General features: G+C 70.4%; 23 protein-coding genes and 3 CRISPR repeat arrays. Of the genes, 18 read left to right on the top strand and 5 right to left on the bottom strand.

From position 1 onward, the window contains the following. Nucleotides 1-19: 19 nt before the first annotated feature. Both ACOJVX_RS09375 and ACOJVX_RS09380 read right to left on the bottom strand, forming a co-directional pair. A complete protein-coding gene (locus ACOJVX_RS09375) occupies nucleotides 20-1,783 on the bottom strand; it encodes a choice-of-anchor M domain-containing protein (RefSeq protein ID WP_422647427.1) in 1,764 nt (587 codons plus the stop codon). A gap of 406 nt (nucleotides 1,784-2,189) precedes the next feature. Next, a complete protein-coding gene (locus ACOJVX_RS09380; protein ID WP_418154549.1) occupies nucleotides 2,190-2,816 on the bottom strand; it encodes a choice-of-anchor M domain-containing protein in 627 nt (208 codons plus the stop codon). Nucleotides 2,817-3,373: 557 nt separating this feature from the next. On the opposite strand from ACOJVX_RS09380, the gene ACOJVX_RS09385 reads away from it, so the two are divergent. Further along, entirely contained in the window at nucleotides 3,374-4,000 is a 627-nt protein-coding gene (locus tag ACOJVX_RS09385) for an SAM-dependent methyltransferase (RefSeq protein ID WP_422647428.1), read from the top strand. A 614-nt stretch (nucleotides 4,001-4,614) separates the two neighbouring features. Here the strand turns inward: ACOJVX_RS09385 and ACOJVX_RS09390 are convergent. Further along, complete coding sequence (locus ACOJVX_RS09390) at nucleotides 4,615-5,553, bottom strand: SGNH/GDSL hydrolase family protein (protein ID WP_418154551.1); 939 nt, start codon at nucleotides 5,551-5,553, stop codon at nucleotides 4,615-4,617. A 524-nt stretch (nucleotides 5,554-6,077) separates the two neighbouring features. On the opposite strand from ACOJVX_RS09390, the gene ACOJVX_RS09395 reads away from it, so the two are divergent. The 13 genes from ACOJVX_RS09395 (at nucleotide 6,078) to cutA (ending at nucleotide 21,033) form a co-directional block, all read left to right on the top strand. Next, nucleotides 6,078-6,410 (top strand): transposase, encoded by a 333-nt coding sequence (locus ACOJVX_RS09395; RefSeq protein WP_030106222.1) that lies wholly within the window; start codon nucleotides 6,078-6,080, stop codon nucleotides 6,408-6,410. Between the two features lie 35 nt (nucleotides 6,411-6,445). Continuing rightward, nucleotides 6,446-7,297 (top strand): IS3 family transposase, encoded by an 852-nt coding sequence (locus tag ACOJVX_RS09400; RefSeq protein WP_422646788.1) that lies wholly within the window; start codon nucleotides 6,446-6,448, stop codon nucleotides 7,295-7,297. A 63-nt stretch (nucleotides 7,298-7,360) separates the two neighbouring features. Beyond that, nucleotides 7,361-7,818: direct repeats of the CRISPR family, unit length 29 nt; unit sequence CGGCTCACCCCCGCTTGCGCGGGGCTTTC. 281 nt (nucleotides 7,819-8,099) lie between these two features. After that, complete coding sequence (locus ACOJVX_RS09405) at nucleotides 8,100-10,943, top strand: CRISPR-associated endonuclease Cas3'' (RefSeq protein WP_418155953.1); 2,844 nt, start codon at nucleotides 8,100-8,102, stop codon at nucleotides 10,941-10,943. Nucleotides 10,944-11,107: 164 nt separating this feature from the next. Further along, the gene (casA, locus tag ACOJVX_RS09410; protein ID WP_422647429.1) at nucleotides 11,108-12,694 is read left to right on the top strand and encodes a type I-E CRISPR-associated protein Cse1/CasA; all 1,587 of its coding nucleotides are present in this window, start codon (nucleotides 11,108-11,110) and stop codon (nucleotides 12,692-12,694) included. Beyond that, on the top strand, nucleotides 12,687-13,469 hold the full coding sequence (gene casB / locus ACOJVX_RS09415; RefSeq protein ID WP_418155951.1) for a type I-E CRISPR-associated protein Cse2/CasB: 783 nt from the start codon (nucleotides 12,687-12,689) through the stop codon (nucleotides 13,467-13,469). The genes casA and casB overlap by 8 nt, the downstream gene beginning before the upstream one ends. A 47-nt stretch (nucleotides 13,470-13,516) precedes the next feature. Next, nucleotides 13,517-14,698: a type I-E CRISPR-associated protein Cas7/Cse4/CasC gene (gene cas7e / locus ACOJVX_RS09420; RefSeq protein ID WP_418155950.1), complete on the top strand. Its 1,182-nt coding sequence runs from the start codon at nucleotides 13,517-13,519 to the stop codon at nucleotides 14,696-14,698. Beyond that, nucleotides 14,695-15,558, top strand: a complete 864-nt coding sequence (gene cas5e, locus ACOJVX_RS09425) for a type I-E CRISPR-associated protein Cas5/CasD (RefSeq protein WP_418155948.1) — start codon at nucleotides 14,695-14,697, stop codon at nucleotides 15,556-15,558. The genes cas7e and cas5e overlap by 4 nt, the downstream gene beginning before the upstream one ends. Further along, nucleotides 15,555-16,253, top strand: coding sequence for a type I-E CRISPR-associated protein Cas6/Cse3/CasE (gene cas6e / locus ACOJVX_RS09430; RefSeq protein WP_422647430.1), 699 nt, complete (start codon nucleotides 15,555-15,557; stop codon nucleotides 16,251-16,253). The genes cas5e and cas6e overlap by 4 nt, the downstream gene beginning before the upstream one ends. Further along, on the top strand, nucleotides 16,250-17,233 hold the full coding sequence (cas1e, locus tag ACOJVX_RS09435) for a type I-E CRISPR-associated endonuclease Cas1e (RefSeq protein WP_418155946.1): 984 nt from the start codon (nucleotides 16,250-16,252) through the stop codon (nucleotides 17,231-17,233). The genes cas6e and cas1e overlap by 4 nt, the downstream gene beginning before the upstream one ends. 54 nt (nucleotides 17,234-17,287) lie before the next feature. Then, entirely contained in the window at nucleotides 17,288-17,602 is a 315-nt protein-coding gene (gene cas2e, locus ACOJVX_RS09440; protein WP_418155954.1) for a type I-E CRISPR-associated endoribonuclease Cas2e, read from the top strand. Between the two features lie 18 nt (nucleotides 17,603-17,620). Beyond that, a CRISPR array of direct repeats spans nucleotides 17,621-18,321; the repeat unit is 29 nt; unit sequence GAAAGCCCCGCGCGAGCGGGGGTGAGCCG. Nucleotides 18,322-18,384: 63 nt separating this feature from the next. Further along, entirely contained in the window at nucleotides 18,385-18,717 is a 333-nt protein-coding gene (locus ACOJVX_RS09445; RefSeq protein ID WP_030106222.1) for a transposase, read from the top strand. A 35-nt stretch (nucleotides 18,718-18,752) separates the two neighbouring features. After that, entirely contained in the window at nucleotides 18,753-19,604 is an 852-nt protein-coding gene (locus ACOJVX_RS09450; RefSeq protein WP_081715524.1) for an IS3 family transposase, read from the top strand. Nucleotides 19,605-19,677: 73 nt separating this feature from the next. Continuing rightward, nucleotides 19,678-20,437: a CRISPR direct-repeat array (repeat unit 29 nt; unit sequence GAAAGCCCCGCGCGAGCGGGGGTGAGCCG). Between the two features lie 281 nt (nucleotides 20,438-20,718). After that, a complete protein-coding gene (gene cutA, locus ACOJVX_RS09455; protein WP_418155043.1) occupies nucleotides 20,719-21,033 on the top strand; it encodes a divalent-cation tolerance protein CutA in 315 nt (104 codons plus the stop codon). Here cutA and ACOJVX_RS09460 read toward each other — a convergent pair. Further along, on the bottom strand, nucleotides 21,030-22,286 hold the full coding sequence (locus tag ACOJVX_RS09460; protein WP_418155042.1) for a helix-turn-helix domain-containing protein: 1,257 nt from the start codon (nucleotides 22,284-22,286) through the stop codon (nucleotides 21,030-21,032). The genes cutA and ACOJVX_RS09460 overlap by 4 nt on opposite strands. Before the next feature lie 863 nt (nucleotides 22,287-23,149). Here ACOJVX_RS09460 and ACOJVX_RS09465 point away from each other — a divergent pair. Genes ACOJVX_RS09465 through ACOJVX_RS09480 form a run of 4 tightly spaced genes read left to right on the top strand, consistent with a single transcriptional unit; the run spans nucleotide 23,150 to nucleotide 24,457 of the window. Continuing rightward, nucleotides 23,150-23,581, top strand: a complete 432-nt coding sequence (locus tag ACOJVX_RS09465) for a hypothetical protein (protein WP_026419412.1) — start codon at nucleotides 23,150-23,152, stop codon at nucleotides 23,579-23,581. Nucleotides 23,582-23,583: 2 nt separating this feature from the next. Next, nucleotides 23,584-23,727 (top strand): hypothetical protein, encoded by a 144-nt coding sequence (locus ACOJVX_RS09470; protein ID WP_418155041.1) that lies wholly within the window; start codon nucleotides 23,584-23,586, stop codon nucleotides 23,725-23,727. Further along, nucleotides 23,724-24,182, top strand: a complete 459-nt coding sequence (locus tag ACOJVX_RS09475) for a hypothetical protein (RefSeq protein WP_418155040.1) — start codon at nucleotides 23,724-23,726, stop codon at nucleotides 24,180-24,182. Before ACOJVX_RS09470 ends, ACOJVX_RS09475 begins: the two co-directional genes overlap by 4 nt. A gap of 14 nt (nucleotides 24,183-24,196) precedes the next feature. Further along, nucleotides 24,197-24,457: a hypothetical protein gene (locus ACOJVX_RS09480; protein WP_418155039.1), complete on the top strand. Its 261-nt coding sequence runs from the start codon at nucleotides 24,197-24,199 to the stop codon at nucleotides 24,455-24,457. A 1,278-nt stretch (nucleotides 24,458-25,735) separates the two neighbouring features. On the opposite strand, the gene ACOJVX_RS09485 is transcribed toward ACOJVX_RS09480, so the two are convergent. Beyond that, nucleotides 25,736-26,182, bottom strand: a complete 447-nt coding sequence (locus ACOJVX_RS09485) for a hypothetical protein (protein ID WP_418155038.1) — start codon at nucleotides 26,180-26,182, stop codon at nucleotides 25,736-25,738. Nucleotides 26,183-26,320 lie beyond the last annotated feature (138 nt).

Genomic DNA, 26,320 nt, shown 5'->3' on the forward strand with positions numbered 1-26,320 from the left:
AGGGGTGCGCGGACGCCGGTCAGGGCCGGGCGGAGCCGCGCGTCGGGCGGCAGAGGAGGAAGAGGACGGCGCCGAGGGCGACGAGCGTTCCGCCGACGGCGGCGAGGGGGAGGAGTGTCCCCGGGCCGGTTTTCGCCAGCTTGTCGACACCGCCGCCCGGCGGCAGCCGGGTCTCGTCGTCCTGGCCGCCACCGCCGCCAGGGGGGTCGGTCCGGTTCCCCGGGTCGTCGTCGCGGTCGTCTCCGCCACCGCCACCGCCACCGTCGCCGTCGCCGTCGCCGTCGCCGTCACCACCGTCGCCGTCACCGCCCGGGTCGACCTGACCCGGGTCGACGTCCCCCACGGCCACGTGCAGCACCCGGCGGTCGCTGACCGCCGTGCCGCCGGCAGAACCGCTCATCTCCAGCGTCAACTCGTAGAAGCCCTCGTCGGAGAAGGCCCAGTTCCCGTGGGCGTGGGTGCCGAGGGGGATGTCGAAACCGTCGGGCGTCCCGTCAGAGCTGTCGAAGAGCACCTCCGGCGCCCCGAAGGACCCGTTGACGAACAGCGCGAACTCGCCGGGACCGTCCACGTCGAGCAGCGAGAACCGGACAGGGCCGTCCACGTCGTCGGTCGACAGCTCCTCCGTGCTCCAACCGGGCCAGAGGATGTCGGCCTGCTGCGCCTGAGGCAGGACCCAGGAGTCGTCACCCGGTTCCCCGAGGAAGTCGAACTGCGGGCTGTCCGGGACCTCGATCCTGGCGGCCGGCGCGACGTGGAAGACCACCGTGGACAGCTCGCGCCAGTCCGTCCGCCCGGCGACCGTCCCGTCCTTGACCAGCATTCGGAGGTCGCCGTCGATCAGTTGGGCCCCGACGTCGACGTGACCGACGTCGAGGATGACCGGCCCCCGCTCGGTGCTGATGGGAGGCGGCTGTTGGCGCTGGGCCGGCCGCAGGTGGGCAGGTGGGGGTGGTTCGGTCGAGGACGGCGGCGGCTCCGGGGAGCCGTCCTCATCGGGAGGCGGGGACGACGTGGGCGGTGCTGTCGTACCCGGTGGGGTGGCGGATGGCGGGGTGGTGGACGGCGGGGGAGGAGTGTTCTCCCGCGAGACGAGGTCGAACGCGTAGGTGGCGTCGGCGAGCAGGGCATCACCGGCGGGGGAGCGCGTCTCGACCTCGAGGTCCACCTCGTACCGGCCCGGTTCGCTGAACGCCCAGACCAGCTCGCCCCGCGCCCCCGTGGGCAACGCGCCTTCCGCGACGTCGTCCCCTGCCGGCGCACTGGAGAACAACGGCGTCGGGTCGACCCGTCCCTCCGGGGTGCTGACCTCCGGAGTGAAGACCGCGAGCGCCCCCGGACCCTGGACCGCCAGCAGGCGCACGACGACCTCGTCGGCGAACCCCCCGCCCAGGTCGGTGGTGTCCCAGCCGAGGCTGGTCGCTCCGGGACGCGCACCGCCGGTGCCAGTCCCGTTCGGCAGGAGCCAGACCTGTTCGCCCGGTTCCCCGAGGAAGGCGTGGGCCGGGTCGTCGGGGACGACGCCGGCGAGGGCGTCGGCGTCGGCGACGAACCGGACGTTCTCCGGCGCGGTGACGATCTCGTCGCCCGACTCCTCGGCGCGGACGAGGAGCTCGATGCCCTCGGGAGCCTGCCGCGGCGCCAGCAGGTCCACGTCGCTCGTGGTCGGATCGAGATGGAGGGTGTGCTCCTCGGCCTGGTTCGCGTGCGAGGCCAGCGGTGGCGCGGCGAGGAGGCCAGCCACGACCAGGCTGGTGAGCGTGGTGTGTCGTGCGGTTCTCACGGTGGTGTCCTTCGGACGGATTCCAGGCGGGACGGACGGCGGGAAGGTGCTCGGCGACGCCGGGGCACCGGTCGTCGGGGCGAGGGGAACGGCGGCAGGCCTCGTGGCTTCAGTCGGCGGGGTCTCGGGAGCCGTCTCGACAGGTCAGGTGGCCGCCGTCGTCGCGGGGGTGGCTCCTGAGGTGGTCGGTTCGGCGTCCCCGCGCGGGTGGTGGCCGGCCGGGCGGGGACGCCGGAGCAGGACCTGACCGCTGGTGGGTCCCCACCAGCGGTCAGGTCCGAGTCCGCTGGGGACGCGTGGTCATGGCGACGGCCCGGCGGGCATGTCCTGGTGGTGACGTCTTCCCACCAGGACGCGGCTCCGCCACCCCGGCCGTTCGCCGGGCGCGCCCGGCACGGCGGGTGGCTCAGCCGACGACGAACTCCAGGGTCGCCTCATCCGTGATGGTGGCCCCGTCGACCAGGGCCGAGACCTCGAACGTCAGGAAGTACTGGCCGGCGTCGGTGAAAACCCAGGCCGGGTGGTAATGGGCGTCGGGGCCCAGCGTCAGCACGTCCTCGGAGTCGAGGCCGTCGAAGGAGTTGAACACGACGCTCAGGTCGTCGGCGTCCCACAGCCCGATGTCGCCGGGACCGGACACGCCGGTCAGCGCGACCTGCACCTGGTCGTCATCGGTGTCCCCGGGGGCGAGGTCGTGCGCGCTGAAGCCGGCGAAGAGCACCCCGTCGGTGGCCTCGGCCGGTAACACCCAGGCGGCCGAGCCGACGGGAGCGCCGACGAAGGCGCTCTCGGCGGTGATGGTGCCGGCGGCGTTGTCGTTGACCTCGAACACGACCTCCGACGGCTCGAAGGACTGCCCGAGGTCCTCGGCGTGGACGTGCACGTGGAAGTGGTCACCGTGGAGGTGGACGTCGATCACGTCCACGTGTCCCTCCGACAGGGTGGTCTGCGCGTAGGCGGGGGTGGCACCCGCCAGGAGCGCCGCCGCCGCCACGGCGACGGCTCCCACACCCACGCGATTACGAACGTGCATCACGGTTCCTCTCACAGGTGGTCAGGACAACCAGACTGTATTGAAAATGAAAACGATTGTCATTACTCTGGATGGAGTGCTTCCGATCGTCCGGTTCGACCAGCCGGGCCCCCTCGTGCCCGGGCGGCGGCACCACGGTGTGAGGTGCCGCGCGACCACGTCCCCGTCCAAGCTCGGGGGAGGAGTCGCACCGGCCGGCCCGACTGGACGCCATGTCGGGGCGGGGCGTCTTGACCGATCAACACGACGCGCTCGGCAGCCCGTCCGCCTGCCCTCCCCTCGGGGTGCGCGCGCCCGGCGTGGCCCAGCTCGACGCCTACGAAGCCGCCTGCTCCGGCCGCCATCCCGTGGGCCGCGCATCGGGGTCTCGTCTCCCCGCCCCGACGCGACGGTCAGCCCCGGGCGAACCCGCCGGCCGCCGGGTACCCGCTCCCGGCGGGCGAGAACCGCGCGATTTGCCGTTTCCGCAACATCCCTTGTTCCGGGTCCCGGTCGCTCCGCAGGCTGTGCGCGGGCACACCCGGCCCACGAGCACGTCTGAGAGGACCAGTTAGGCGATGACCACCTACGACGCGAACTTCTGGGAGAAGCAGTACCAGTCGGCGGACCCGTCCTGGGGCACGACACCGAACGCGCCGGTGGTCGCGACGATCCCCCGGCTACGCCTCCAACCCGGGCGCGCGCTCGAACTCGGCGCCGGACACGGCGGCGACGCACTCTGGCTCGCCGACCAGGGGTGGGCGGTGACGGCGCTCGACGTCGCCCAGACCGCCGTCGACCGGATCGCCCGCCGCGCCGCCGACGAGGGACTCGCCGCCAGAGTGACGGCCGTCCGCTGCGACGTGACGGCTGACCCCCTGCCCGTCGGCCCGTTCGACCTGGTCTGGGGGAGCTTCTTCTACGCACCCGACCGGGAGGCCGTGCTGCGGCGGGCGGCGGAATCCGTGACCCCCGGCGGCGCGCTGCTCATCGTCGACCACGGCTCGGTCGCACCGTGGTCGTGGAGCTCGGCGTCGGACCACGAGCTCCCGACCCCGGCCGAGCTCGCCGAGTCACTCGGGCTCGGACCGGACTGGACCCCCGAGGTGTTGGAGGCCCCGAAGCGGATCGCGACCGGACCGAACGGCCAGCAGGCCGAGGTGACCGACACGATCGTCGCCCTCCGCAGGGCGGAACAGCCCTGACCGGAACGGCGCCCGCGTCCACGAGGACCGGGATCCCACCGAAGGCGTCGCACCGCGCGGCCGCCACCCGACGTCCACGCTGGACGCGCGGGACATGGGGGTGCGCGGGGACGTGCCGGGGCCTGGGGGACGGCGTGGGACGTGCCGGGACGACCACAGCCCGTGCTGAGGGGCGCCACTGGACCAGCCACGCAGACACCTCGTGAAGGGCCCTGCCGGTCCCAGGCCGCCGCCGAAGTCGTGGTGAGCGCCGACCGGTGAGTTCCCGGTGGGGCCGAAGCGCCTCATCCGCCGTACGGCCCCGAACCCGGACCGGCAGGGAGGTGGCCGCCGGCCTCGCTCGCCCCTCCTTGCGAACGAGGCCGGATCACCACGCACCCGGCGCGGGAGCGTTGACCTGGCCGGTCAGGGGCGTTCCCGCCCTCCCACGCCCGGCTCGCGGCAGGCGTTCGACGGCACCCGGTACCCGCCGCCGGCTCGTCCCCCGCTCACACGAGGTTGGGCTGCTGGGGGGCGGCCAGCGCTGCCCCCCGACAGTCCCGACCCACCCGCTCGCGCGCGGGCCAGTCGCCGGGCGGTCCGCGCCTTCCACGCCCGACGGGAGACGACACCTTTCACGCGGCCCGGAGGTGGTCGGCGACGAGCCGGCCGAGCCGGGCGTGGCCCCGCGGGGTGAGGTGCACCCGGTCCGGCGCGATCAGCGGACGCCGCGAATCGTCCTCCGCCACCGTCGCGGGGAACTCGTGTTGCAGGTCGAGGTGATCGCAGCCGGTCTCGGCGGCCACGTCGGCCATCGCCTCGCAGTAGGTCCGCCACCCGGGACCGGGCATGTCGAGCCGGCAGTGCGGGGCCAGCAGCAACACGCTCGCGTCCGTGACGGCGCGGTGCTGGCCGATGATCGTCCGCAGGTTGGCCGCGAAGGTGTCCGCGGAATGCCCGTACCGCCAGTCGTTCGACCCCATCGCCACGATCAGCAGACCGGGGTCCAGGGTGCGCACCCTGGTCAGGTGGCGCTCCACGTCAGCTCCCGAGATCCACCGCTCCGTGGCCGACCCCGACAGGCCACCCGAGTACACGCGGACCCCGGCACCAGCCCACTGGTCGTGGCGGAACGCGCCCGCGACCACCACGGCGTGTCCCGAGAGCGCCTGGATGCGCACCCGGTGATCCCCGAGCTGAAGTCGCGGGGACACCCACCGGCCCGTCGCCGTGCGCGCCGGGGCCGAGGGGTCCGGTTGGGACACCGCGTGCGACTGGCCGTCGATGACCACCCGGAACCGGCCGCCGCCCTCCCCGGTCATGAACAGGACCGAGACCGCCTCGCAGCGCGGCATGACCCGCTCGATCCACGCCTCGGAGCCCAACCGCATCGCTCGCTGACCCAGGTCCGTCGGCGTGGTGGTCGCCGGCCCGCCCGTCGACCACCCGTGCGCCCAGGACGCCGACGGGTAGTAGATGCCGTTCTGCCAGGGCAGGTGCGCGGCCAGCATCCCGGGGAAGCCGGCAACCGCCACCGGCTGGTGCGTGGGCGCGACGCCCGTGTGTCCTTCCATCGTCGACGAGCCCACGGTGACCACGTTGACCGCGCGCGCTGGGGCTTCGTCCCGATCCAGGGACCAGCGACGTAACGAGGGGCCGTTCACCCTTGTCCTTCCTGTTGGTTCTGGTTCTCCCACGGCGGGACGCGTCGTCGCCCCACCGGGTCGCGACGTACCTGGTGACAGCGGAGAAAGCGGACACGTCGGCCGCGACCGCTGCATCATCCGAGGCCGCACAGCCGAACGCAACAGCCGCCGAGCAGGCTCGCACACGCCACCGACCGAGACGACCGAACCCAGATTCCGCCGCAGCCATCCGCTTGCGCGGAGCTTTCGACACGGCCTGGGCTCCGGATGACGCCGGGGCGGCTCACCCCCGCTTGCGCGGGGCTTTCGCCACCCACGGCCGCGCCCCCGAGCGGCAACGCGGCTCACCCCCGCTTGCGCGGGGCTTTCCCGGGTCGGAGTTCAGGGGCATGCGCCCGTCTGGACCGTACTGGGTTTGTTGGAGGCCCTGCACCCCAGGAAGGATGAGGAGCATGGGTTCCGCGAAGAAATACCCCCAGGAGTTGCGGCGACGCGCGGTGGAGATGGTCCGTGAACTGGAGGGGCAGTGGGGACCCGGACGTGGAGCCATCGCCCGGGTAGCCGACCAACTCGGAGTGCACCCCGAGGCCTTGCGGTACTGGGTCCGCAGCGGTGAACCCAGCACCCACACCGGCTCGGCGGACTCCACGAATACCGGGGAGTCGGACCGGGACCGGATCGCACGGCTGGAACGGGAAAACGCCGAACTCCGCCGATCCAACGAAATCCTCAAGGCTGCCTCGGCTTTTTTCGCCCGGGAGATGGACCCCCGCCCACCGAGCTGACCGAGTTCGTCGACCACCACCGGGACCGGTTCCCCGTGGAAGTATCCTGCCGCACAGTAGGGCTGAGCGTGTCCACCTACTACGCGATTCGCAACCGACGGACGAACCCCTCCGCCCGGCACCGCCGCGACCGGGAACTCGTTACGGTGATCCGCCGGATTTGGGAGGACTCGCACCGGCTCTACGGGGCACGCAAGATCTGGGCGGCACTGCACCGCCAAGGCGTGACCGTGGCCCGCTGCACCGTGGAACGGCTGATGCGGTCCGAGGCCATGACCGGGCTGGTCACCCGGTCCCGCCGGCCGCGGTCGATGCTGCCCGGGCAGGTCGAGGGCCAGCCCGGTGACCTGGTCGAGCGGGTGTTCCGGGCACCGAGGCCGAACCGGTTGTGGGTCACGGATCTGACCTACGTTCGGCTCGGGGAGAGTCGGTTCGTGTATTCGGCGTTGGTCGTGGACGCGTTCTCGCGGGCGATTGTGGGGTGGCAGGTGTCGGATACCGCTGATACGTCGCTGGCGTTGGATGCGTTGGATATGGCGCTGTGGGCGCGGAGGAGTCGTCTGTCTCCTGGTTTGGTGGCTCATTCCGACCGGGGGGTGCAGTACACGGCGTTGCGTTACAGTCAGCGGTTGAGCCGGTCGGGGATCGCGCGGTCGGTTGGGCGTCGGGGTGATTCCTACGATAATGCGCTGGCGGAGTCGGTCAACGCGTTGTACAAGAAGGAGCTGATTTACCGGAAAGGCCCGTGGAAGGGGGTTGCGGACGTCCGCGCTGCTACTGCGGAGTGGATTCACTGGTACAATCACCACAGGCTGCATAGTTGGTGTGGGAATAGGCCACCGTTGGAGTACGAGGAACGACACTGGCGACAGGCCACAGCGGTCTGAACGCACACGAGCGTGGGAGGCACGGCCTCCAACACCACCGGGGCGGTCCAGGACGTGTTGGAACGGCTCACCCCCGCTTGCGCGGGGCTTTCAAAACAACGGGCTGAAAACGCGGCGGAGACGGCGGCTCACCCCCGCTTGCGCGGGGCTTTCGGGAGCGCCGTGCAGGGTGTGCTGCTGCGTCGCGGCTCACCCCCGCTTGCGCGGGGCTTTCCGGGTTGTCGGCCCCGCCCCCTGCCCCCAGCACGGCTCACCCCCGCTTGCGCGGGGCTTTCGCACGCCGAGGACCCCGACGCGAAGTTCGGGGAGGCTCACCCCCGCTTGCGCGGGGCTTTCCCTGCGCCAGCTGGTCAACCGTGCCCGCGCCAACGGCTCACCCCCGCTTGCGCGGGGCTTTCCGGCGGTCGGGTGGGGGCGCTGTGGCCAGGGATTGGCTCACCCCCGCTTGCGCGGGGCTTTCGCTGATCCGTCGTATCAGCGATCACTGAAGGAAGGCTCACCCCCGCTTGCGCGGGGCTTTCCCCTTCGCGACCTGCGCGAATGGGGCGCCGTTACCATTTCTTGACCTTGCGGCTCCGGTGATCACTCTACTCCCGCTCATCCCCGTCGCGTGGTGGCACGGTTGATCTAATCGGATCGTCCCTGGCGCAGGCCGGTCGGCTGCTCCTCCTCCATCATCCGCGCCGTCGCTCGTTCCCGGTGCTGGCTCACGGGTTCACTACGTCGTGCTCGTGGCCGGGGATGAGCCGCTCCGCGTGGGCGTGTGTGGGAACTGTCGGTGGCGGATGCTAGATCCTCTCCCGTGACTACGGACGGCGTTCAGTCGAACGCTACTGGTGACTGCTGTCTCGGGCTCGACGCCCTGTTGTGGGGGAAGGAGAAGGGGCTGGAACGCCCCTATCCGGTCGTCTGCCACCTGGTGGACACCGCCGCGATCGCGGGCGCGCTGTGGGACAGGCTCTTCAGTCTGCGGCAACGCCGGGCCCTGGCTGCTCGCGTCGGCGTGTCCGCGCCCGGGATGCGCCGGTTGGTGAGCTTCTGGGCTGGACTGCACGACCTGGGCAAGATCTCCCCGCCCTTTCAGGCCATGCACGAGGGTTCGTACCAGGAGCTCACCGCTCAGGCCGGCTACGAGGCGCAGACCAACGCCGAACGGGAGCGGTTGCGACACGAACTCGCCACCCACTGGGCGTTGACGGTGCTGCTGCCCGAGCTCGGCTACCCCACCGCCGGTGTGCTGCGCAAGGCTGTCCACCAGCGGGTCGCGCAGCTCCTCGGCGGGCACCACGGCCTGTTCCCCCCGTCCCCGCCGAAGAAGGAGGTCCAGCTGGGAGATGCCCGCCAACCCGGGCTCGGTCGGAACGAGTGGGACCGCCAGCGGCGCGCACACCTCGACGCGCTGCGCCGGGTCACCCGCGCCGAGGACGTGCCGACCCGCCTGCCGTCGGACGTCGCGGTCGTCGTCGCGTCCCTCGTGGTTGTCGCGGATTGGCTGGCTAGCCAGGAACGTTTCATCGCCGAGCGGCTGCCAGCTGTCGGCTGGTCGGCATCGCGACCGGAAGTCGAGGCGCACTGGCAGCGTGCCGTCGAGGACGCACCCGGGGAGATCAGCCGAGCCCGGTTGGGGCGGGTGACCTACCAGAAGCGGGCGTTCCGCACCCAGTTCCCCCACATCGCCACCCCGAACCCGCTCCAGCGGAGCCTCCGCGAGGAGTTGCCCGACCTGATTCGCGACCCCGGCCTGCTGGTGGTCTGCGCGCCGACCGGTGATGGCAAGACGGAGGCCGCGCTGCACGCGGCGTCCCTGTTGGGACGACTCTCGGGTGCCTCCGGTCTGTACTTCGCCCTGCCCACGATGGCGACCGCCGACGCCATGTTCCGCCGGGTCGCTCAGTTCGCCGGGGTCAGCGTGCGGGGGCATGCCGCGTTGACCCTGTTGCACAGCATGGCCTGGCTTTCCCGGGAGAACGCCCTCACCGACGGGGCTGGGCGGACCGTTTCCCAGGACGTCCGGACGAAGATCGAGGCTGGGGAGTGGCTGCACGCCGGCAGGCGGGGGATTCTCGCTCCGCTCGCCGTGGGCACCATCGACCAGGCGCTGATGGGGGTTCTCCCGCTGCGCTACACGATGCTCCGGCTCTTCGGGTTGGCGAACAAGGTGTTCGTCGTCGACGAAGCCCACTCTTACGGACCGTGGATGCACAGCCTGTTGCTGCGGCTGCTCGAGTGGCTGGGGGCGATGTCCGTGCCGGTCGTCCTGATGTCGGCGACGCTGAGCGGGCGGACCGCGACCAGCTTGATCTCGGCCTACCAGCGTGGCCGTGGGCTGCCACCCACTCCGGTGGTCGTCGGCTACCCGGGGTGGGCCTATGTCGACGCGCACCCGGAGTCCCGGCCGGAGGTCCGGTCGGTGACGACCGCGCGGCCTCGGCAGCTCGCCGTCGAGGTGCGCCGTGCGGTGTGGGACCTGTCCACGCCGGTGACCCGCCCACCCGAACCAGGGGGCCAGCGGCACGCCCTCCTCGCGGCGATCGCCTCGGTGGTGGAGCGAGGAGGGTGCGTCCTGGTGTGCCGCACCACGGTCCCGGACGCCCAGCGCACCCATCGGTTCCTGCGGCACTCCCTGGCCGGGGTGGTACCACCCGAGGACCTCGTCCTCCTCCACTCCCGCTACGAGGTGTGTCGGCGACGTGAGATCACCGACCTCGTCGAGAGCCGGCTCGGGAAGCCCGACCCGAACGCGCCTCCGGACGCCGAGCCGCGACGTCCCCTGGTCCTGGTGGCCACCTCCATCGTCGAACAGTCCCTCGACCTCGACGTCGACCTGGTCGTCAGCGATCTCGCCCCGATGGCCCAGCTGCTCCAGCGTGCCGGTCGATGTTTCCGGCACGAGCGAGGAAACCGCGCACCCGGGGTCGGAACTGGCCCTCGGTTGGTGGTGATCGACCCCGTCACCAAGGCAGGGGAGTGGACGGTGCCGCGGAGTTGGGGTGACACCTACCCCAAGTCGTGGTTGCGGCGCACCAGCCACCTGCTCGCCTCCCTACCGGAGAACGGGGTCACCGTTCCGGACGATGTCCAACGGCTGGTGGACGACGTGTACGCGGAGGATTTCGGTGAGCGGCTCCCCAAGGCGGCTCAGGAGGAGTTGGACGAGGCCGACCTGGAGCACCTGGGGGATGAGCTGTCCCAGAAGGCGCTGGCCAAGCTCGTGCTCGTGCACCCACCGGCCCCGGACGGTGACAGTGACCTGGTGGGATTCAGTCCCGACGAGGAGCGAGAGGGCATCGAGGAACTCATCACGACCCGGCTCGGCGCCGACTCCGAACGAGTCGTGTGCGTGTTCGAGGGGGCCGACGGCCGGCGATCCCTCACACCGGACGGTCGAACGCCCGTTCCCGCCCTCCGCGAGGTGCCCAGCCAGGCGGACCTCGCCGTGTTGTTCGACCACGTCGTGCCCCTCCCCGGCCGGTGGTTCCGGGACATCCAGGCCGAGGCAGTGCCGGCCGGCTGGGAGAAGCACCCCCGTTCGGCCGCCCTGCGGGTCCTCACGTTGCGCCAGGAGGGGAACCGGTGGTTGACCGGCCAGGGAGAGGGGGATATCGAGTACTCCGAACTCGGACTGCATCGAGAACTGTGGGATTAGCGCACGGGTCGTCGACGCCGTTTGCTAGCCTGTCGCTTCCCGGTCGCGCAACACGCCATTCGTCGGTAGTGCGGCCGGCAGCGGAACCTCCAGGTTCCCTCGTTCAGCGTAGTCTTCGTTATTGCTCGGTGCCCCGCTGCTATCAGTCTGTTGAGGACGGTGTGATGGCCGATGACGGTCTGTTCGACCTGACGACCGAAGGGTGGATTCCCGTTCGGTGGCAGGACAACGTGCCCGATGAACTGCGGAAACGCACGCACTTGGGATTGCGTGAGGTCCTCTCGCACGCGCACCGGATCGAGGGTCTCCTCGTTCCGGTGCCGCCGGCGGAGTCGGCGTTGTTGCGCGTTCTCTACGCGCTCACGGCCCGTATCACCGGATTGGACCGAATGGGTGACGGATTAGGGAACTCGTGGCCGGACCGCAGGTTGGACATTTTCCAGCGTGGCTCGTTCGACGGTGCGAAAATCAGTTCCTACTTCGCTCGGGAAGACGTCTGTTTCCGCCTTTACGATCCGGTGCGGCCCTTCCTGCAGGACCCGCGACTGGCGGAGGAGTGCAAGGCCGGGGCCGGCCCGGACAAGCTCGTCGTCACCAGGCCCAGCGGCGGCAACCACGCCTGGTTCAGCCGCGTCGACCCGCGCGACCCGTCCCCGGTGACGTCCGGCGACGGTGTCCTGAACCTCCTGGTGTGGCGGTACTACGGCCCCTCCGGGACCTGCACCCCCCGAGTGGTCGGGGGCAAACCCAAGGGCAACATGAACGCCGGCCCGCTCCGATCGGCGCTCTCCTACCACCCGGAGACGTCCACCCTGTTCGGCACGCTGCTCGCCGGGCTGCCCGAACCCGCGCCGGACACTGACCCCGCGCGAGACCTCTGCCCGTGGGAGAGGGAGGACCTCCCCAACCCGCTCGCACCACCACGTCCCCCGTCCGGCCCCTGCTCGATGCTGACCGACCAGGCGCAACAGGCCGTGCTGCTCGTCCCCGACGCCACCGGCCAGCACGTCGCCGACTGCTACGTGACCTGGGCCCACTACGACAAGCTGCCCGTCGAGGACCCCTACCTCATCTGGCAGACCAGCAGCACCGGCAACAGGTACGCCCGACCAGCCGACGCCGGGCGCGCCCTGTGGCGGGACCTCGACGCGCTCCTGCTGGAAGAGCCCAAGGCGCAGACCAAGCCCCGCCGACCGGATGTCTTCCGGACAGCGGGGGACATCGCGGACGAGACCCGGCTGCGGGTCAGGGCGCTGGGATTCGACCAGGACGGACAGGCGAAGGACCGCCAGTTCGTGCGGGCCACCACCCCACCCATCTTCGACCTCTTCGAGGAACGGGACGCGGCGGCCGCGAACGCGGTCGGCGCACTGCGTCAGCTCGGTGAGCGGTACGGGTGGCGGCTGGGCCGGGCGGCGTTCGCGGCGTGGAAGGCGGTGACCGACGCCGACAAGATCGACTACAACAAGTGCGCCTGGGTGCGCCAGACCGCGGCCCGCTACTGGCCCGCCGCCGAGACGGAGTTCTGGCGGCGGATCCGGGACACCGACATGACCGAGGCGGCCCGCGCGTTCCGGCGGCTCGCCGAAACCGCCTACGACGAGGTCACCCGCACCGCCTGCGCCACCGCCCGCGGCGCGCGAGCCGTGGAGATGGCCCGCGTCGAACTCTACGGCGGAAACCAGAAGAAGAAGGGCACCGGCCGCAAGGGACGTCCGGCGGACACCGAGGACGGAGCAGGAGATGAGTGAGCCCACAGTGGCCGTGCGGGACGCCACCACGGCGAGCACCGGCGAGGACCCGCTGGCCAGGGAACGGCGGTTCGTCCTCGACATCGCCCGACGAGCGCGCGCGGAGCCAGGAGCCCGGGCCGCTCTGCGCAGTGGAATCGGGAAGGACGTGGACGCCGCGCCCCGCATGCACGCGGTCGTGCAGCGCGCCCTCCCCGACGGCGTGGCGGAATCCGACGCCGCCTACTACGCCGTGGCCTCCCTCGTCGCCAGCCTGAGCACCGGTGATCTGGACGCGCTGCTGGAGAAGGCCGACCGGAAAGCCCACGACAACGACGCCGAGGCGGCGGAGAACCCTGAGGATTCGGACCAGACCGCCAACGGAGCGGGTGGGACCGAGAAGACCAGCCGACCCCCCGAGCAGAAGTACGGCAACACGCTGGGGCTCACCTTCGCACAGGCCGTCACCGGCCGAGCGGCCTCCGTGTCCACCTCGGGCTCGCCGTTGCTGGAACACAGCGCTGAGACCCGACTGACCGCCCTCACCCGGCAGAGCCCCACCGGACTGCGTCGACACCTGCCGCACGCCGTGCGGCTCCTGGCCTCGGCCCCGGTGACCATCGACTTCCCCCGGCTGCTCAGGGACCTGCGCAGGTGGCCCCACCACCGCCCCGACATCACCCGCCGTTGGCTCCAGGACTTCTACCGCGAACTGCGCCGCGCGGCCGAGGAGGAGGCGCGGAACCGCGACGACGCCGAGACCTCGGGCACGTCCCCCGCGGCCGACCTCGCCTGATGGCACCAGTCACCCATCTTGGCCACACCATCCCAGGAGAACCAGTCATGACTCGCCCCACCAGCTTCCCCGGACGTTTCGTCGACGTCCACGTCCTCCACGCCGTCCCCTTCGCCAACCTCAACCGGGACGACACGAACTCGGTGAAGACCGTGCAGTACGGCGGTGTGTCCCGCACCCGCGTGAGCAGCCAGAGCTGGAAGCGCGCGACCCGGCTCCGGTTCGAGGACCTCATCGGCGAGCGCGCGTTGCGGACCCGCCGGATCGGGGAGGCCGTCGCCACGGAGCTGCGGGAGAACCGGGGTTGGCCGGCGGAGCTGGCGGGCCGCGCCGGTCAGCACATCGCCACCGGCAGCAGCATCAAGGCCGACCCCCCGAGCAAGGAGTCGCCGACCTGGTCGACCAACGCCCTGGTCTACGTGCCGACCACGGCCGTCGGTGAACTCGCCGACCTGGCCGAACGACACCGCGCCCTCCTCGAGGACGCCAAGGACATCGGGGCCAAGGACACCAAGACCACCACGAAGAAGAGCGTCCTGAACGCCGCCGAGATCGACGCCGTGCTGCGCTCCCGCAACGGGGTCATCAACCTGTTCGGCCGGATGCTGGCCGAGATCGACAACGCCAGCGTCGACGGGGCCGCCCAGGTCGCCCACGCCTTCACCACCCACGCCACCGACGTGGAGATCGACTACTTCGGCGCCGTGGACGACGTGTCCGACAAGTGGGGCGACGAGACCGGGAGCGCCCACATGGGTCAGCTGGAGTTCAGCGCCGGCGTCTTCTACCGCTACGCCACCCTCGACCTCGCCGACCTCGCCCACAACCTCGGTGGCGACCTCGACGCCACCCGCGAACTCACCCGCGCCTTCCTGGACGCCTTCATCCAGTCCCTGCCCCAGGCCAAGAAGACCGCCACCGCGCCCCACACCCTGCCCTCCCTCGCCCACGTCGTGGTGCGCTCCGACCGCCCCGTCTCGTTCGCGCCCGCGTTCGAGAACCCGGTGCGGGCCCGGCAGGAGGGCTTCGCCGAGCCCTCGGTCACGGCCCTCGCCCACTACGCCGACGTTGCCCACCGACTGCTGGGGCAGCGGGGTGTCGTGGATGCCGGCCACACCATGACCATGGCGGACGGCCCGCTGAACGCTTTGGGGGAGGAGTGGACGTCCTTCGACGAGCTGGTGAACGCGGCCGTCGTCGCCGCCCTCGGCGAGGCCGGCCAGCCGTGACCGGCCAGCCACGTCCCCCGGCCGGACTGCTGCTCAGGCTGGCCGGGCCACTCCAGTCCTGGGGCGAACGCAGCCACTTCTCCGAGCGGGACACCGCCGGGTTCCCGACACGATCCGGTGTGGTGGGCCTGCTCGCCCTCGCGCTCGGTCGCACCCGGGGCGAGCCGATCGACGACCTCACCCGGCTCGGGATGACGGTGCGGGTGGACCGGGCAGGGGTGTTCCTCCACGACTTCCACACCGTCGGCGGCGGTGAACCGAACCCGAAGGCGACCGTCACCACGGCGGACGGCGGGAAGCGGGGAGCGAAGACCGCGACCCTGGTGTCACACCGCTACTACCTGGCGGACGCCGCGTTCACCCTCGCCCTCACCGCGAGCGGCGAGGAGGGCCACGACCTGCTCCAGCGGTGCGCCGAGGCACTGGGAAGCCCGTGCTGGCCGCCCTACCTCGGCCGGCGCGCCTGTCCTCCGGACCAGCCGTTGCTGATCGGGTTGAGCGACCGGCCGCTCGAACACCTGGTGGCCGTGCCGCTGGCTCGTCCTCGGCCCCCGGCCGACACCCGGTCGGTCGAGGTCGAGTTCCACGGCGACCAGCCCCTCACCGCACTCCCCGCCCACGACGGCTTTCCCGACCCCGACCGGGCCAACGACGGCGCGGACCCGGTCGGAGAGACCAACGACCAGCCCGTGACCTTCCATCCTGGCAGGCGCTGGTACCGACCACGCCCCCGCTACACCCGCACCCTCGCCCTGCCCGCCGAGCTGTGCGGCGGAGTCGGCAGGGACTACGCCGAACGGCTCGGCGAGTTCCTCGGCAGCACGTCGCGCGGGGCAGATCCGGAAGGAGCATCGCCGTGACGCTCTGGCTCACGCGCATCGTGCCGGACCTCGCCTCCCGGCGAGTGCGCCACGACCTGGGTGACATCGTGCGGATGCACCGACGAGTGCTGTCGATGTTCCCGGACGGGTTGAACGGGGAGGCGCGGAGGAAACTCGGTGTGCTCTTCCGCGTGGAGAACACCGTCAGCCAGACGGTGCTGGTGCAGAGCGCGGTGCGCCCCGACCTCAGTGGACTGCCCTACTGGTACGGCGACAGTGCCACCCGGCCCCTGGCACCCCTGGTCGACGCGCTGGCCCCGGGGCGCGCCGTGCACTACCGGATCGCCGGCAACGCGATCCGCCGGCTCGGCCCCGGCAGCCCGTTCCGCGCGAAGTTCGGGGACGTGATGCCGCTGGGCGGCGCCGAGGCCGAACAGTGGTGGGCGCGCAAGGCAGCCGAGGTGGGCCTGGACCTGCGGAGCGTCCTGACCACACCCCTGGACGCGGCGCTGGGCACCAAGTGGCGCAGGTCCGGCGGGGAGGAGAAGGCGGAGCAGAGCGGGAGGAGGGAGAAGAAGGACCGACCGGTCCGACACTCCCGAACCCTGTTCGAAGGGCACGCCGTCATCGCGGACGCTGGCGCGCTCCGCACCGGACTGCGGGACGGTGTCGGTAGGGGCAAGGCCTACGGATGCGGTCTGCTGACCCTGGCACCCGCGCGGGGTGCGGCATGAGTGAGGCGGTGCAGCGGCGCAGGCTCGCCGTCCCCACGGTCTCCATGCTGCCGCGGGCCGGGGACTCGCTGTCCTTCCTCTATTTGGACATCGTGCGGGTGGAGCAGGACGACACCGGGGTGTGCGCGGTGGTGGAAACCCCCGAGCGGGGCCGCGAGGTCGTCTACCTGCCCACGGCGGCGCTGAGCTGTGTGCTGCTCGGCCCTGGCACGTCCATCACCGCCCCGGCACAAGCCACCCTGGGCCGGCACGGCACCACGGTCGTCACCACCGGCTCCGGCGGTGTCCGCTGCTACGCCTCCAGCGTCCCGGGCAGCCTGACCACGAAGTGGCTGGAGATCCAGGCCAGGGCGTGGGCGGGGGAGGAGTCACGGCTGGCGGTCGCGACCCGCATGTACGAGAAGAGGTTCGGGGAGTCGGGGCTGGCCTCCTCGGAGGTGTCCCTCGCCCGGTTGCGGGGTCTGGAGGGGGCCAGGATGAAGGCCCTCTACCGGACCCTGGCCAAACACCATCGGATCGCCCGTTTCCGCCGTTCCTACAACCCGGCGGACTTCGATGATCAGGACCCGGTGAACAAGGCGTTGTCCTCGGCGAGCGCCTGCCTCTACGGGATCGTGCACGCGACGGTGAACGCCCTTGGGTGCAGCGCTGGGCTGGGCTTCATCCACGAGGGGAACCAGCAGGCCTTCGTCTACGACATCGCCGACCTGTACAAGGCGGAGCTGACGATCCCCCTGGCGTTCTCCCTGCACGCCTCCACCGACCCGGAGGGGGAGGCTCGGCGGCACTTCCGCCAGAAACTGCACCTGTTCCGGCTGATGCCGCGCATCGTGCGGGACATCCAGGAGGTGCTGAGGCCGGACGGCGTCGAGGAGGAGGACACCGGGCTACGAACCAAGGTGGTCGACCTGTGGGACCCGGTCGTGGGTTCGGTGCCGGGCGCCACCAACTACGCGGGAGATCTCGATGACGACGAGTGACAGCCCCCGTGCGTCGTCGGCACGGAACGGGGAGAGGGGGCTGGTGTGGCATCGATGATCGCGCTGTCCCTGTCGGCCGTTCCCGACCACCTGCGCGGAGCCCTGTCCCGCTGGCTGGTCGAGGCCACGCCCCAGCTCTACGTGGGGACCGTCTCCGCGCGGGTGCGGGAGGAGCTGTGGACGGCGGTGAGCGCGTGCGTGGGGGACGGCGTCGCCGTGCTGGTCCATCCCGCTGACAACGAGCAGGGCTTCGAGCTCCGGACGGCGGGACACCGCAGACGCCGGCCCGTGGACTTCGACGGCCTGACCCTGGTTGCCTTCGAGGGGGCCGCGCCGACGGAAGGTCAAGAAACGGTAACGCCCACCTGAAACCCCAGGTCGCGAAGGGAAAGCCCCGCGCGAGCGGGGGTGAGCCGCCCGACGGCCGGGACCCGATCCTGCATTTCCGGAAAGCCCCGCGCGAGCGGGGGTGAGCCGCCCCACGGTCGGCTACTTCGCCCGGATCTGGGGAAAGCCCCGCGCGAGCGGGGGTGAGCCGCGCGACGAACTCGTCGCCGCCGGCCTCCTGCCGAAAGCCCCGCGCGAGCGGGGGTGAGCCGGATTCGTCTGGTCAGCTCGGTCTTGCTGAGGCGAAAGCCCCGCGCGAGCGGGGGTGAGCCGCCAGCGCTGCCGGCGCTGGTGGCGCCGGGTGGGAAAGCCCCGCGCGAGCGGGGGTGAGCCGCGCCGTCCTCGAGCCGGGGCGCTGCCGGGCGGGAAAGCCCCGCGCGAGCGGGGGTGAGCCGGACCTGTCCGACCCGGCCGTGATGGATGCGGTGAAAGCCCCGCGCGAGCGGGGGTGAGCCGCTCGTCACCGGCGCGCTCCCACTGGGCGACCCGAAAGCCCCGCGCGAGCGGGGGTGAGCCGCATTTGCATTTGGGTCCTTTCGGGGTTGGCGCGAAAGCCCCGCGCGAGCGGGGGTGAGCCGACGGTCGTTCGCGATCCCCAGCTCCTGGGCGAGAAAGCCCCGCGCGAGCGGGGGTGAGCCGTAGGCGGAAGGAACGGAAGGAGCCGCAATGACGAAAGCCCCGCGCGAGCGGGGGTGAGCCGTCAATCATGGATTGGACCGTACTGGGTTTGTTGGAGGCCCTGCACCCCAGGAAGGATGAGGAGCATGGGTTCCGCGAAGAAATACCCCCAGGAGTTGCGGCGACGCGCGGTGGAGATGGTCCGTGAACTGGAGGGGCAGTGGGGACCCGGACGTGGAGCCATCGCCCGGGTAGCCGACCAACTCGGAGTGCACCCCGAGGCCTTGCGGTACTGGGTCCGCAGCGGTGAACCCAGCACCCACACCGGCTCGGCGGACTCCACGAATACCGGGGAGTCGGACCGGGACCGGATCGCACGGCTGGAACGGGAAAACGCCGAACTCCGCCGATCCAACGAAATCCTCAAGGCTGCCTCGGCTTTTTTCGCCCGGGAGATGGACCCCCGCCCACCGAGCTGACCGAGTTCGTCGACCACCACCGGGACCGGTTCCCCGTGGAAGTATCCTGCCGCACAGTAGGGCTGAGCGTGTCCACCTACTACGCGATTCGCAACCGACGGACGAACCCCTCCGCCCGGCACCGCCGCGACCGGGAACTCGTTGCGGTGATCCGCCGGATTTGGGAGGACTCGCACCGGCTCTACGGGGCACGCAAGGTCTGGGCGGCACTGCACCGCCAAGGCGTGACCGTGGGCCGCTGCACCGTGGAACGGCTGATGCGGTCCGAGGCCATGACCGGGCTGGTCACCCGGTCCCGCCGGCCGCGGTCGATGCTGCCCGGGCAGGTCGAGGGCCAGCCCGGTGACCTGGTCGAGCGGGTGTTCCGGGCACCGAGGCCGAACCGGTTGTGGGTCACGGATCTGACCTACGTTCGGCTCGGGGAGAGTCGGTTCGTGTATTCGGCGTTGGTCGTGGACGCGTTCTCGCGGGCGATTGTGGGGTGGCAGGTGTCGGATACCGCTGATACGTCGCTGGCGTTGGATGCGTTGGATATGGCGCTGTGGGCGCGGAGGAGTCGTCTGTCTCCTGGTTTGGTGGCTCATTCCGACCGGGGGGTGCAGTACACGGCGTTGCGTTACAGTCAGCGGTTGAGCCGGTCGGGGATCGCGCGGTCGGTTGGGCGTCGGGGTGATTCCTACGATAATGCGCTGGCGGAGTCGGTCAACGCGTTGTACAAGAAGGAGCTGATTTACCGGAAAGGCCCGTGGAAGGGGGTTGCGGACGTCCGCGCTGCTACTGCGGAGTGGATTCACTGGTACAATCACCACAGGCTGCATAGTTGGTGTGGGAATAGGCCACCGTTGGAGTACGAGGAACGACACTGGCGACAGGCCACAGCGGTCTGAACGCACACGAGCGTGGGAGGCACGGCCTCCAACACCACCGGGGCGGTCCAGATCCCGTCACCCCCGACCAGCTGAAAGCCCCGCGCGAGCGGGGGTGAGCCGTCGCTCCGGTTCGCGGCGTCGAGGACGCGGACGAAAGCCCCGCGCGAGCGGGGGTGAGCCGTCGAGGGTCGGCGTACAGGACCGGAAGGACGAGAAAGCCCCGCGCGAGCGGGGGTGAGCCTCAGGCAGCCTTAGGCGCGGGAGTGGACGACCGAAAGCCCCGCGCGAGCGGGGGTGAGCCGGTCGACGCCGGTGGTGTACGCGGCGGGGGCGGGAAAGCCCCGCGCGAGCGGGGGTGAGCCGTCCCTCGGCGCGAGCGGCGACTCGCCCGGCTCGAAAGCCCCGCGCGAGCGGGGGTGAGCCGGAACCATCTAGCAAAGTACTGAGGGGAGGTCGGAAAGCCCCGCGCGAGCGGGGGTGAGCCTCCATTCTTGGCGAGATGGGACTATTTGAGAACGAAAGCCCCGCGCGAGCGGGGGTGAGCCGATGTCGAGTGCGGAGGTGATGGACCGGTGGGTGAAAGCCCCGCGCGAGCGGGGGTGAGCCGCTTGCGGGCGATCCGGCGGGCCTGCGAGTTCCGAAAGCCCCGCGCGAGCGGGGGTGAGCCGGTGGCGTACACCCGCTTGAGAACCGACAGGGCGAAAGCCCCGCGCGAGCGGGGGTGAGCCGGTGTGGCTGGCCGTCATCACCGGATGAGGAGGGAAAGCCCCGCGCGAGCGGGGGTGAGCCGCCGCGCTGCTCACGCGGCCACTGGCAGGGTCGGAAAGCCCCGCGCGAGCGGGGGTGAGCCGGGCTGACGCATGCGACGGCCTGGACTGGACCGTACTGGGTTTGTTGGAGGCCAACGCACCCCAGAAGGGATGAGGAGGATGGGTTCCGCGAGGAAGCGAGTCGCCTCCACCTTCGTCAGGGTTTCCTCACGATGATGGACGGTTACCTGATGGTGGCCACGATGGTCACCTGGCGGTCCAGAGCGTCGAGAACCATCAGCCGGGCGGGGCCGAAGCCGTAGGCCGGCGACGGCAGTGCCCGCGACTACGGTCCTCGTTGACCTTGCTGAGAACATGAGGACATGGCTTACACCCTTGTCGTTACGACGACCGACTCCGTTGAGGCAGCTGAGAGCCTGGCGCGCAGTGCGGTAGACCAGCGGTTGGCAGCGTGTGCGCAGATCGTGGGACCGGTCACCAGCGTGTACCGCTGGGAAGGGGAGGTCCAGACCGACCGGGAGTGGCAGGTGGTCTGCAAGACGACGGGCGCTGCCAGCGAACGGTTGGTCGAGCACCTGCGTTCTGCTCACAGCTACGACGTGCCTGAGGTCATCGTCGTCCCGATCACCTCAGGCAACCCTGCCTACTTGGCATGGATGGACGAGGAGACAACCTAGACTCCGGCAAACTCCGCTGCCAGCCTGGGAGGAAGGACCGCGCGCAGTTCCTGGATCTGCGCGCGCGCCAGACTTGCTTCGGTTCGGATCGCGAGGGTGCGGGCGGCGCGAGCAAGATGACAGGCTCGGTCGTAGTCCGCCGACCGAGCGGCGCTTCGCGCGAGATGGGACAGTACCAACGCGCGAACCTTGTTCTCGGACGGGCTCATCGCTGACAGTACTTCCCGAGTCAGTGATTCGGCCTCGCTGCTGCCAATCTGATTATGCGTAGCGATCACGATGCTGCCCAGGCGGGATTCCGTGAAGAAACCTGTCCACGGTCGTTCGCTCAGTGGCGAAGCGTATTCGTATGCCGTCCAGGCGCGGTCGAGTGCGCGCATAGCGGTTGGGCCGCCATTTAGAGCCGCGCTTTCCTCTGCCGTGCGGGCGGCAACCCATGCATGGGTGGTGGGCGCTCCGGCGCCCTTGACTCGGTCACTCGCTCTGCTCAATAGTGTGAGTGCGAACCGCTTCTCGCCTTGTGCGCTGGCTAGGTATGACCAGTAGTTCAGCGCGCAGGCCGCTAGCGGTCCATCTGAAGCCTGGTCGGCGGCGTTCAGGGCGGTGCGAATAGCACGCACGGCGCGTTCCGTCTGTCCGACGTCAAACAATGCCCATCCTGCGAGCGCGTCTGTCTCTCCGAGTGTACTGATCAGCCGTGAACGGTCACCTTCCCTTGTTGTATTGTCGATCAAGGTCAATATGAGTTTGCGATGGGATTGCAGGCCTGAAAGCAGCTGGCGCGACGGAGTGTGTTCCTCGGTTCGGTAGAAGTCGCGGGTTCGGCTGGTAACCAGGTCAATCGTCCGTGCGTCCGCAGGTCGCTTGGAAGCTGCTGTCTCGGCGACCCTGCTCCACGGCGATGACGCTACTCCGGTGGACGCGACGGCGGTGAGTCCGGTGATGAACGAACGTCTGTCCATGTCCTCTTCCTCTCCGTGGCCTCGTTCCGAGTCAAGCTTGATGGTATGTCCGTTCTTGCTCACGGACAGTGCATTGTCTGCATAGCTGAACCACATCAGTGCTTCGGGTATCCGCAGTTGGTACGCCCAGCGTTCGAGTCGGTCGAGGTCCTTGGAGGCGGAGCCTCGCTCGATGCGGGATAGCTGCCCCTGGGTGACGCCGATCCACTGCGCGACACGTGCTTGGGGTACTGGCGGGTCGTGCGCCCGGCGGTACGCCCGGATGAGATGCCCGATGTGACGCTCAACCACTGCGGCGACGATCTGTTCATGTCCGGCCCACCACTCGTAAGGGTAAGTAGGTGGACTCGTGGTCCGACGTGTTCGCCGGTTGCATGGCGCGCAGGTCCGCGCCCGATTGTCCCGCGCCAGTCTGGCGCCGCACTCCCGACATGATCGGTGCATGCCCCACCGCCTGTTCGATCCGTGATCAATGGAAAGCATAGCGCTACCGGCGTGGCTGCTACCAGCACTTATGTATGAAGTGCATGCCGAATGCGGCGACCGAATTCGTTGCCGGGTCGGGCGGGTTTACCGTCACTTGTCCATCACAGGAGGTGATGGACAAGTGACGCTGAGGAATCTTGTGGCACGCTCGGGAGGCGGCTCGTGATCGAACTGGTTCTTGCCGGCATCTGCGGACTGGTGGCAGCCACGCTCTGGGTTGTGGCCTGGGTCGTCGACCGTCGAAGCCACCCGGCGTCGTCGCCCGCACCAACTCCACCACCGTCCGTCCATGCGATTCCTGTGGCGGTGTTGCTCGCGATGTGTGCCCAGGACAGGCCGGACGCGCTCCCCGCCCCGACGCGGCGCGCCCGGCCGGGGACAGCGGCCCCCGACGCTGTCCCCTCCCAACGGCCGGCCCCACCTCCCCTTGAGGGCCGGTCCGGTGTGGCGGCGGGAGGGCAGCCCGCCGCCACACCACCCCCACCGTCGCCCCCCGCCCCGCGCGACCCGTGCGGGAGGCGACGGCAGGGGACGGTGTTCCCCGGCGCCGTCCCCGAACACCCGGCCCGCACAACCGATGCGCCCCGGCGCGGGCCGGCGGGGGTGGTGGCGTTCGACGCTTCCGCCACCACCCCCACCCTCCCCGCTTTCGCCGGTGTGCTGCCGCTGTGGACGGAGCCGAGGAGGTGACCGCCCCGGCCCGACGGACCAGCCGCCAGTGGTCGGCCACCGTCCCCGCCGTCGACCCGACCGGCCGGCTCACCACGCTCGCCCTCACCCTCACCGTCGAGCGCTCCGCCGTCGCCCTCGTCGGCAGCGGAACCAGGTTCCTGGTGCTGCCCTCGGGCGTGCGGCAGGTGGCCGCCGCCCTACGAACCCGGCGACGCCTGGCGGTCCCCGCGCACATCGGACCCACGACCCGAACGCTGTCCGTCGCGCCCACGGCCATGCCGGGTGCCCTGGCCTCGGGGGCGAGGCTGACGCTGCGGTCGGCCTCCCAGGTCGCCGCGTACTGGCCGTTGATGCTGGGCCCTGGCCCGGCGCGGTCCCTGGCCCGCCTGCTGGACCAGGCCGCCGACCAGTGCCAGCCGAGGCGGTGACCGTGATCCCCACCGCTGAGGTCGCCGAGGTCGTCACTCTGCTGATCCCCCGGGTGGACGCGCGGCCCGCCTCCCGCATCCGCCGGTACGTGCTGCCCCGTCGAGCCCGCCGGGTGCGCCCCTTCCTCGGTGGGGGCCTTCGATGAGCGGCCCACCACCCGACGTCGTCATGCCCGGGAACGCGGTGGGCGAGGTGGTGGTGTGGTGGCCGGCCCAGTACCGGCCGGTGCCGCTGCGGGTGGAGGCGAGCCGGCTCGGCGTGGTGTTGCGTCCCGAACACGCCCCCGCCGAACCGGTCGGTCTGCCGTGCGTGCAGGCCCGGCGGGTGGCCGGGGCGCTCCTGGTGCCCGACGCCGACGCGGTGGCCACGGCCATCACCACCGGCCTCGGGATCGTGGCGTCCTTGATGGTGACGAGCTTGTCCGGACTGGGCGGGAAGGTCCTCACCCTGACCTCCGCCGGTGCCCCGCCGCTGACGTGGGTGCTTCCCGTGCTCTGGCGCCCACCCCACGACCGTGGTCTGACGCTCACCCACCCGCAGCGGGCCGGGGAGCTGATCGGCCAGGCCGCCTCCGCCGCCGCCGTCGACACCCTCACCTGAACAGGAGAACCGCCGTGGACATGCAGCAGATCATCGGAGGCTTACAGGCCGCGACCACCCTGCTGGAGCCCTACGGGCTCAGTCAGGAACAGGGCCGGATGGACGAGGTCGCCGGGCACCTGGCGGTGTTCAACGGCACCGCCCGGCACGCCGAGGTCCTGGCGCAGCTGGAGCAGATCCGCCAGTCGATCACGATGGCCGCGAACCAGCAGCAGCAGTTGCGCGAGCAGTTGGTGCGGCTGATGGCCACGTTTCAGGGCGGCTTCGGGATCTGACCAGGCCCCTGGCCCAGCTGACGGGGTGGTGCACGGCACCCACGACCCCGCCCCGGCCGACGAACCACCCCGGGGCCGTCCGCTGCCGCACCCGTCGAACACCCCGTGGGAAGCGGCCCCGGGGACAGGCGCCGCCTGGGTGGCCTGGGCCCGAGACCAGTTGCCACAGCGATCGCAGGGCGGGCAGACGACCGGGATCATCCTGGGCGGACCCGAGGGCAGCGGCGAACGGGTGGTGTCCGGACGCGGGCCGGAGTCGGACCTGGCGGGCCTCATCCTCGCCACCAGCGACGTGTTTCCGAAGCATCCACTGCGCGACCTCGGGGTCGTCGAAAGCCCCGCGCGAGCGGGGGTGAGCCGCTTGAGTAGTCTCCGCTGGTGCCAGGCGATCAGTAAGCCCCGCGCGAGTGGGGGTGAGCCGACCACGTGGGCGTCGTGGGAAAGCAAGCTCATGTATGCCCCGCGCGAGTGGGGGTGGAGCGGCTTGAGCGAGATCGGCCGGGAGGCGAGAGTAGCTCCCGCACGGAAGTGCGGGAGCTACTCTCGCAGCGGGTCGGATCAGGCGGCTAGGCGGTCGCCGTCCTCGCTGTCCGAGAAGGGCAGCGGCAACTGCCTTGGGCGGAGCAGGCGTACCGAATGGTCGTGAGGAGAGCTACCGGCCGGCGTCGGAGGTTCCGTCTCCCACCGCAGTAGCTGGCGACCTATGGGTTCTACGGCGAAGCGCCGTGTGTACAGCCTATGCGTGGGTGGGTGGTACCAAAAGTACCCCTTGTCGGCCCGCCCTGTACGTGGCCGCCCGGCCTCTGTCAAGATGCCGGCCAGGGACATTCGGTGACGGAGGGTGAGCTGCGACGCCGATCGGAGCCCGAGTGTTCGGAAGCGTTGGTTCAGTTCAATGGCGAGCTGGGTCATCGTCAGCCATTCAGACGGATGGCTGTTATCCTCGTGTTGTTGTCTCATGAAGTAGCCTCCTCCCGTAAGGGTGGGGCCTGGTGGACCGAGGTGGTGGGTGCCTGCTCGGTTCACGAAGCCCATGTGGTCTTCACTGTGAAGGCCACATGGGCATCACCGTACAGGCAGGCGTGAAGCATGTGTGGCGGTTGGTTGCAGCTAGTAGTGCTGTAACCAGCCGTTATGTGCGTATTGCTCTCATGTCAAATTTTCTGATTCACTCAAAAGAGCGGTTCATCTGATGGATAGTTGAATGTGATCCTTTGTTGGGTTGCGTGTACAAGCTTTTGTCGCTCGAACCGTCAGCCAGGGCTGGTGGGACTCTGCCTACCAGACGTGGTCGGAACCTTCGATCCGAGTGCGGTGGAATCCCGCGTGTCCGGAGGGGCGGGCGCAGCGGAAGCGGTGGGCGCCCTGATGTCCACAGGGGTCCGGATCGATCGCATCCGCCAGCGCCAGGATCGCGTAGCCGATGCCCACGTGGGCCCGCTCCAGGCGCTCCTCGTTGGGGAGTCCCGTGTTGACGGCGTCACCGAGGGAGAGCCGTGCCTGTCCACGGTGCGTGTCCACGAAGTCCATCCGATCTCCTGTTCGCTCGTGCCGGCTCGGCCAGGGGGAACCATCGTGCCCGTACTCGTCTGGCTGGCTGTCCACCGGCCTGCCGCGTTGTCCGCCTACGGTGACGGACCGGCCGACGACCCGGTACTGGGCACGAGGGCTGACCACCGTGCGGCGAAGCTCCACGGTGACGGCAGCCCTGCTGTGGCCCAGCATGTCCCAACCATCAGCGGTGCGGGGCCGGTTCCCGCGAATAGGTGATCCGTTGGCCACCGAGGAGGCGGGTGCTCCCCTCGGCGCGCCCGGCTCGGGCACCGTCGGGGGATGCGGTCGCCGTGCTCTTCGGACCGCTCC

Source organism: Actinoalloteichus caeruleus (genome assembly GCF_049311605.1).
GTDB lineage: Bacteria > Actinomycetota > Actinomycetes > Mycobacteriales > Pseudonocardiaceae > Actinoalloteichus_B > Actinoalloteichus_B caeruleus.

What these genes read in the sequence shown, in the direction of transcription:
- ACOJVX_RS09380 (WP_418154549.1), bottom strand. Translation starts at nt 2,816, where the DNA reads ATGCACGTTCGTAATCGCGTGGGTGTGGGAGCCGTCGCCGTGGCGGCG.
- ACOJVX_RS09385 (WP_422647428.1), top strand. Translation starts at nt 3,374, where the DNA reads ATGACCACCTACGACGCGAACTTCTGGGAGAAGCAGTACCAGTCGGCG.
- ACOJVX_RS09390 (WP_418154551.1), bottom strand. Translation starts at nt 5,553, where the DNA reads ATGGAAGGACACACGGGCGTCGCGCCCACGCACCAGCCGGTGGCGGTT.
- ACOJVX_RS09395 (WP_030106222.1), top strand. Translation starts at nt 6,078, where the DNA reads ATGGGTTCCGCGAAGAAATACCCCCAGGAGTTGCGGCGACGCGCGGTG.
- casA (WP_422647429.1), top strand. Translation starts at nt 11,108, where the DNA reads ATGGCCGATGACGGTCTGTTCGACCTGACGACCGAAGGGTGGATTCCC.
- casB (WP_418155951.1), top strand. Translation starts at nt 12,687, where the DNA reads ATGAGTGAGCCCACAGTGGCCGTGCGGGACGCCACCACGGCGAGCACC.
- cas7e (WP_418155950.1), top strand. Translation starts at nt 13,517, where the DNA reads ATGACTCGCCCCACCAGCTTCCCCGGACGTTTCGTCGACGTCCACGTC.
- cas1e (WP_418155946.1), top strand. Translation starts at nt 16,250, where the DNA reads ATGAGTGAGGCGGTGCAGCGGCGCAGGCTCGCCGTCCCCACGGTCTCC.
- cas2e (WP_418155954.1), top strand. Translation starts at nt 17,288, where the DNA reads ATGATCGCGCTGTCCCTGTCGGCCGTTCCCGACCACCTGCGCGGAGCC.
- ACOJVX_RS09445 (WP_030106222.1), top strand. Translation starts at nt 18,385, where the DNA reads ATGGGTTCCGCGAAGAAATACCCCCAGGAGTTGCGGCGACGCGCGGTG.
- cutA (WP_418155043.1), top strand. Translation starts at nt 20,719, where the DNA reads ATGGCTTACACCCTTGTCGTTACGACGACCGACTCCGTTGAGGCAGCT.
- ACOJVX_RS09475 (WP_418155040.1), top strand. Translation starts at nt 23,724, where the DNA reads ATGAGCGGCCCACCACCCGACGTCGTCATGCCCGGGAACGCGGTGGGC.
- ACOJVX_RS09485 (WP_418155038.1), bottom strand. Translation starts at nt 26,182, where the DNA reads ATGCTGGGCCACAGCAGGGCTGCCGTCACCGTGGAGCTTCGCCGCACG.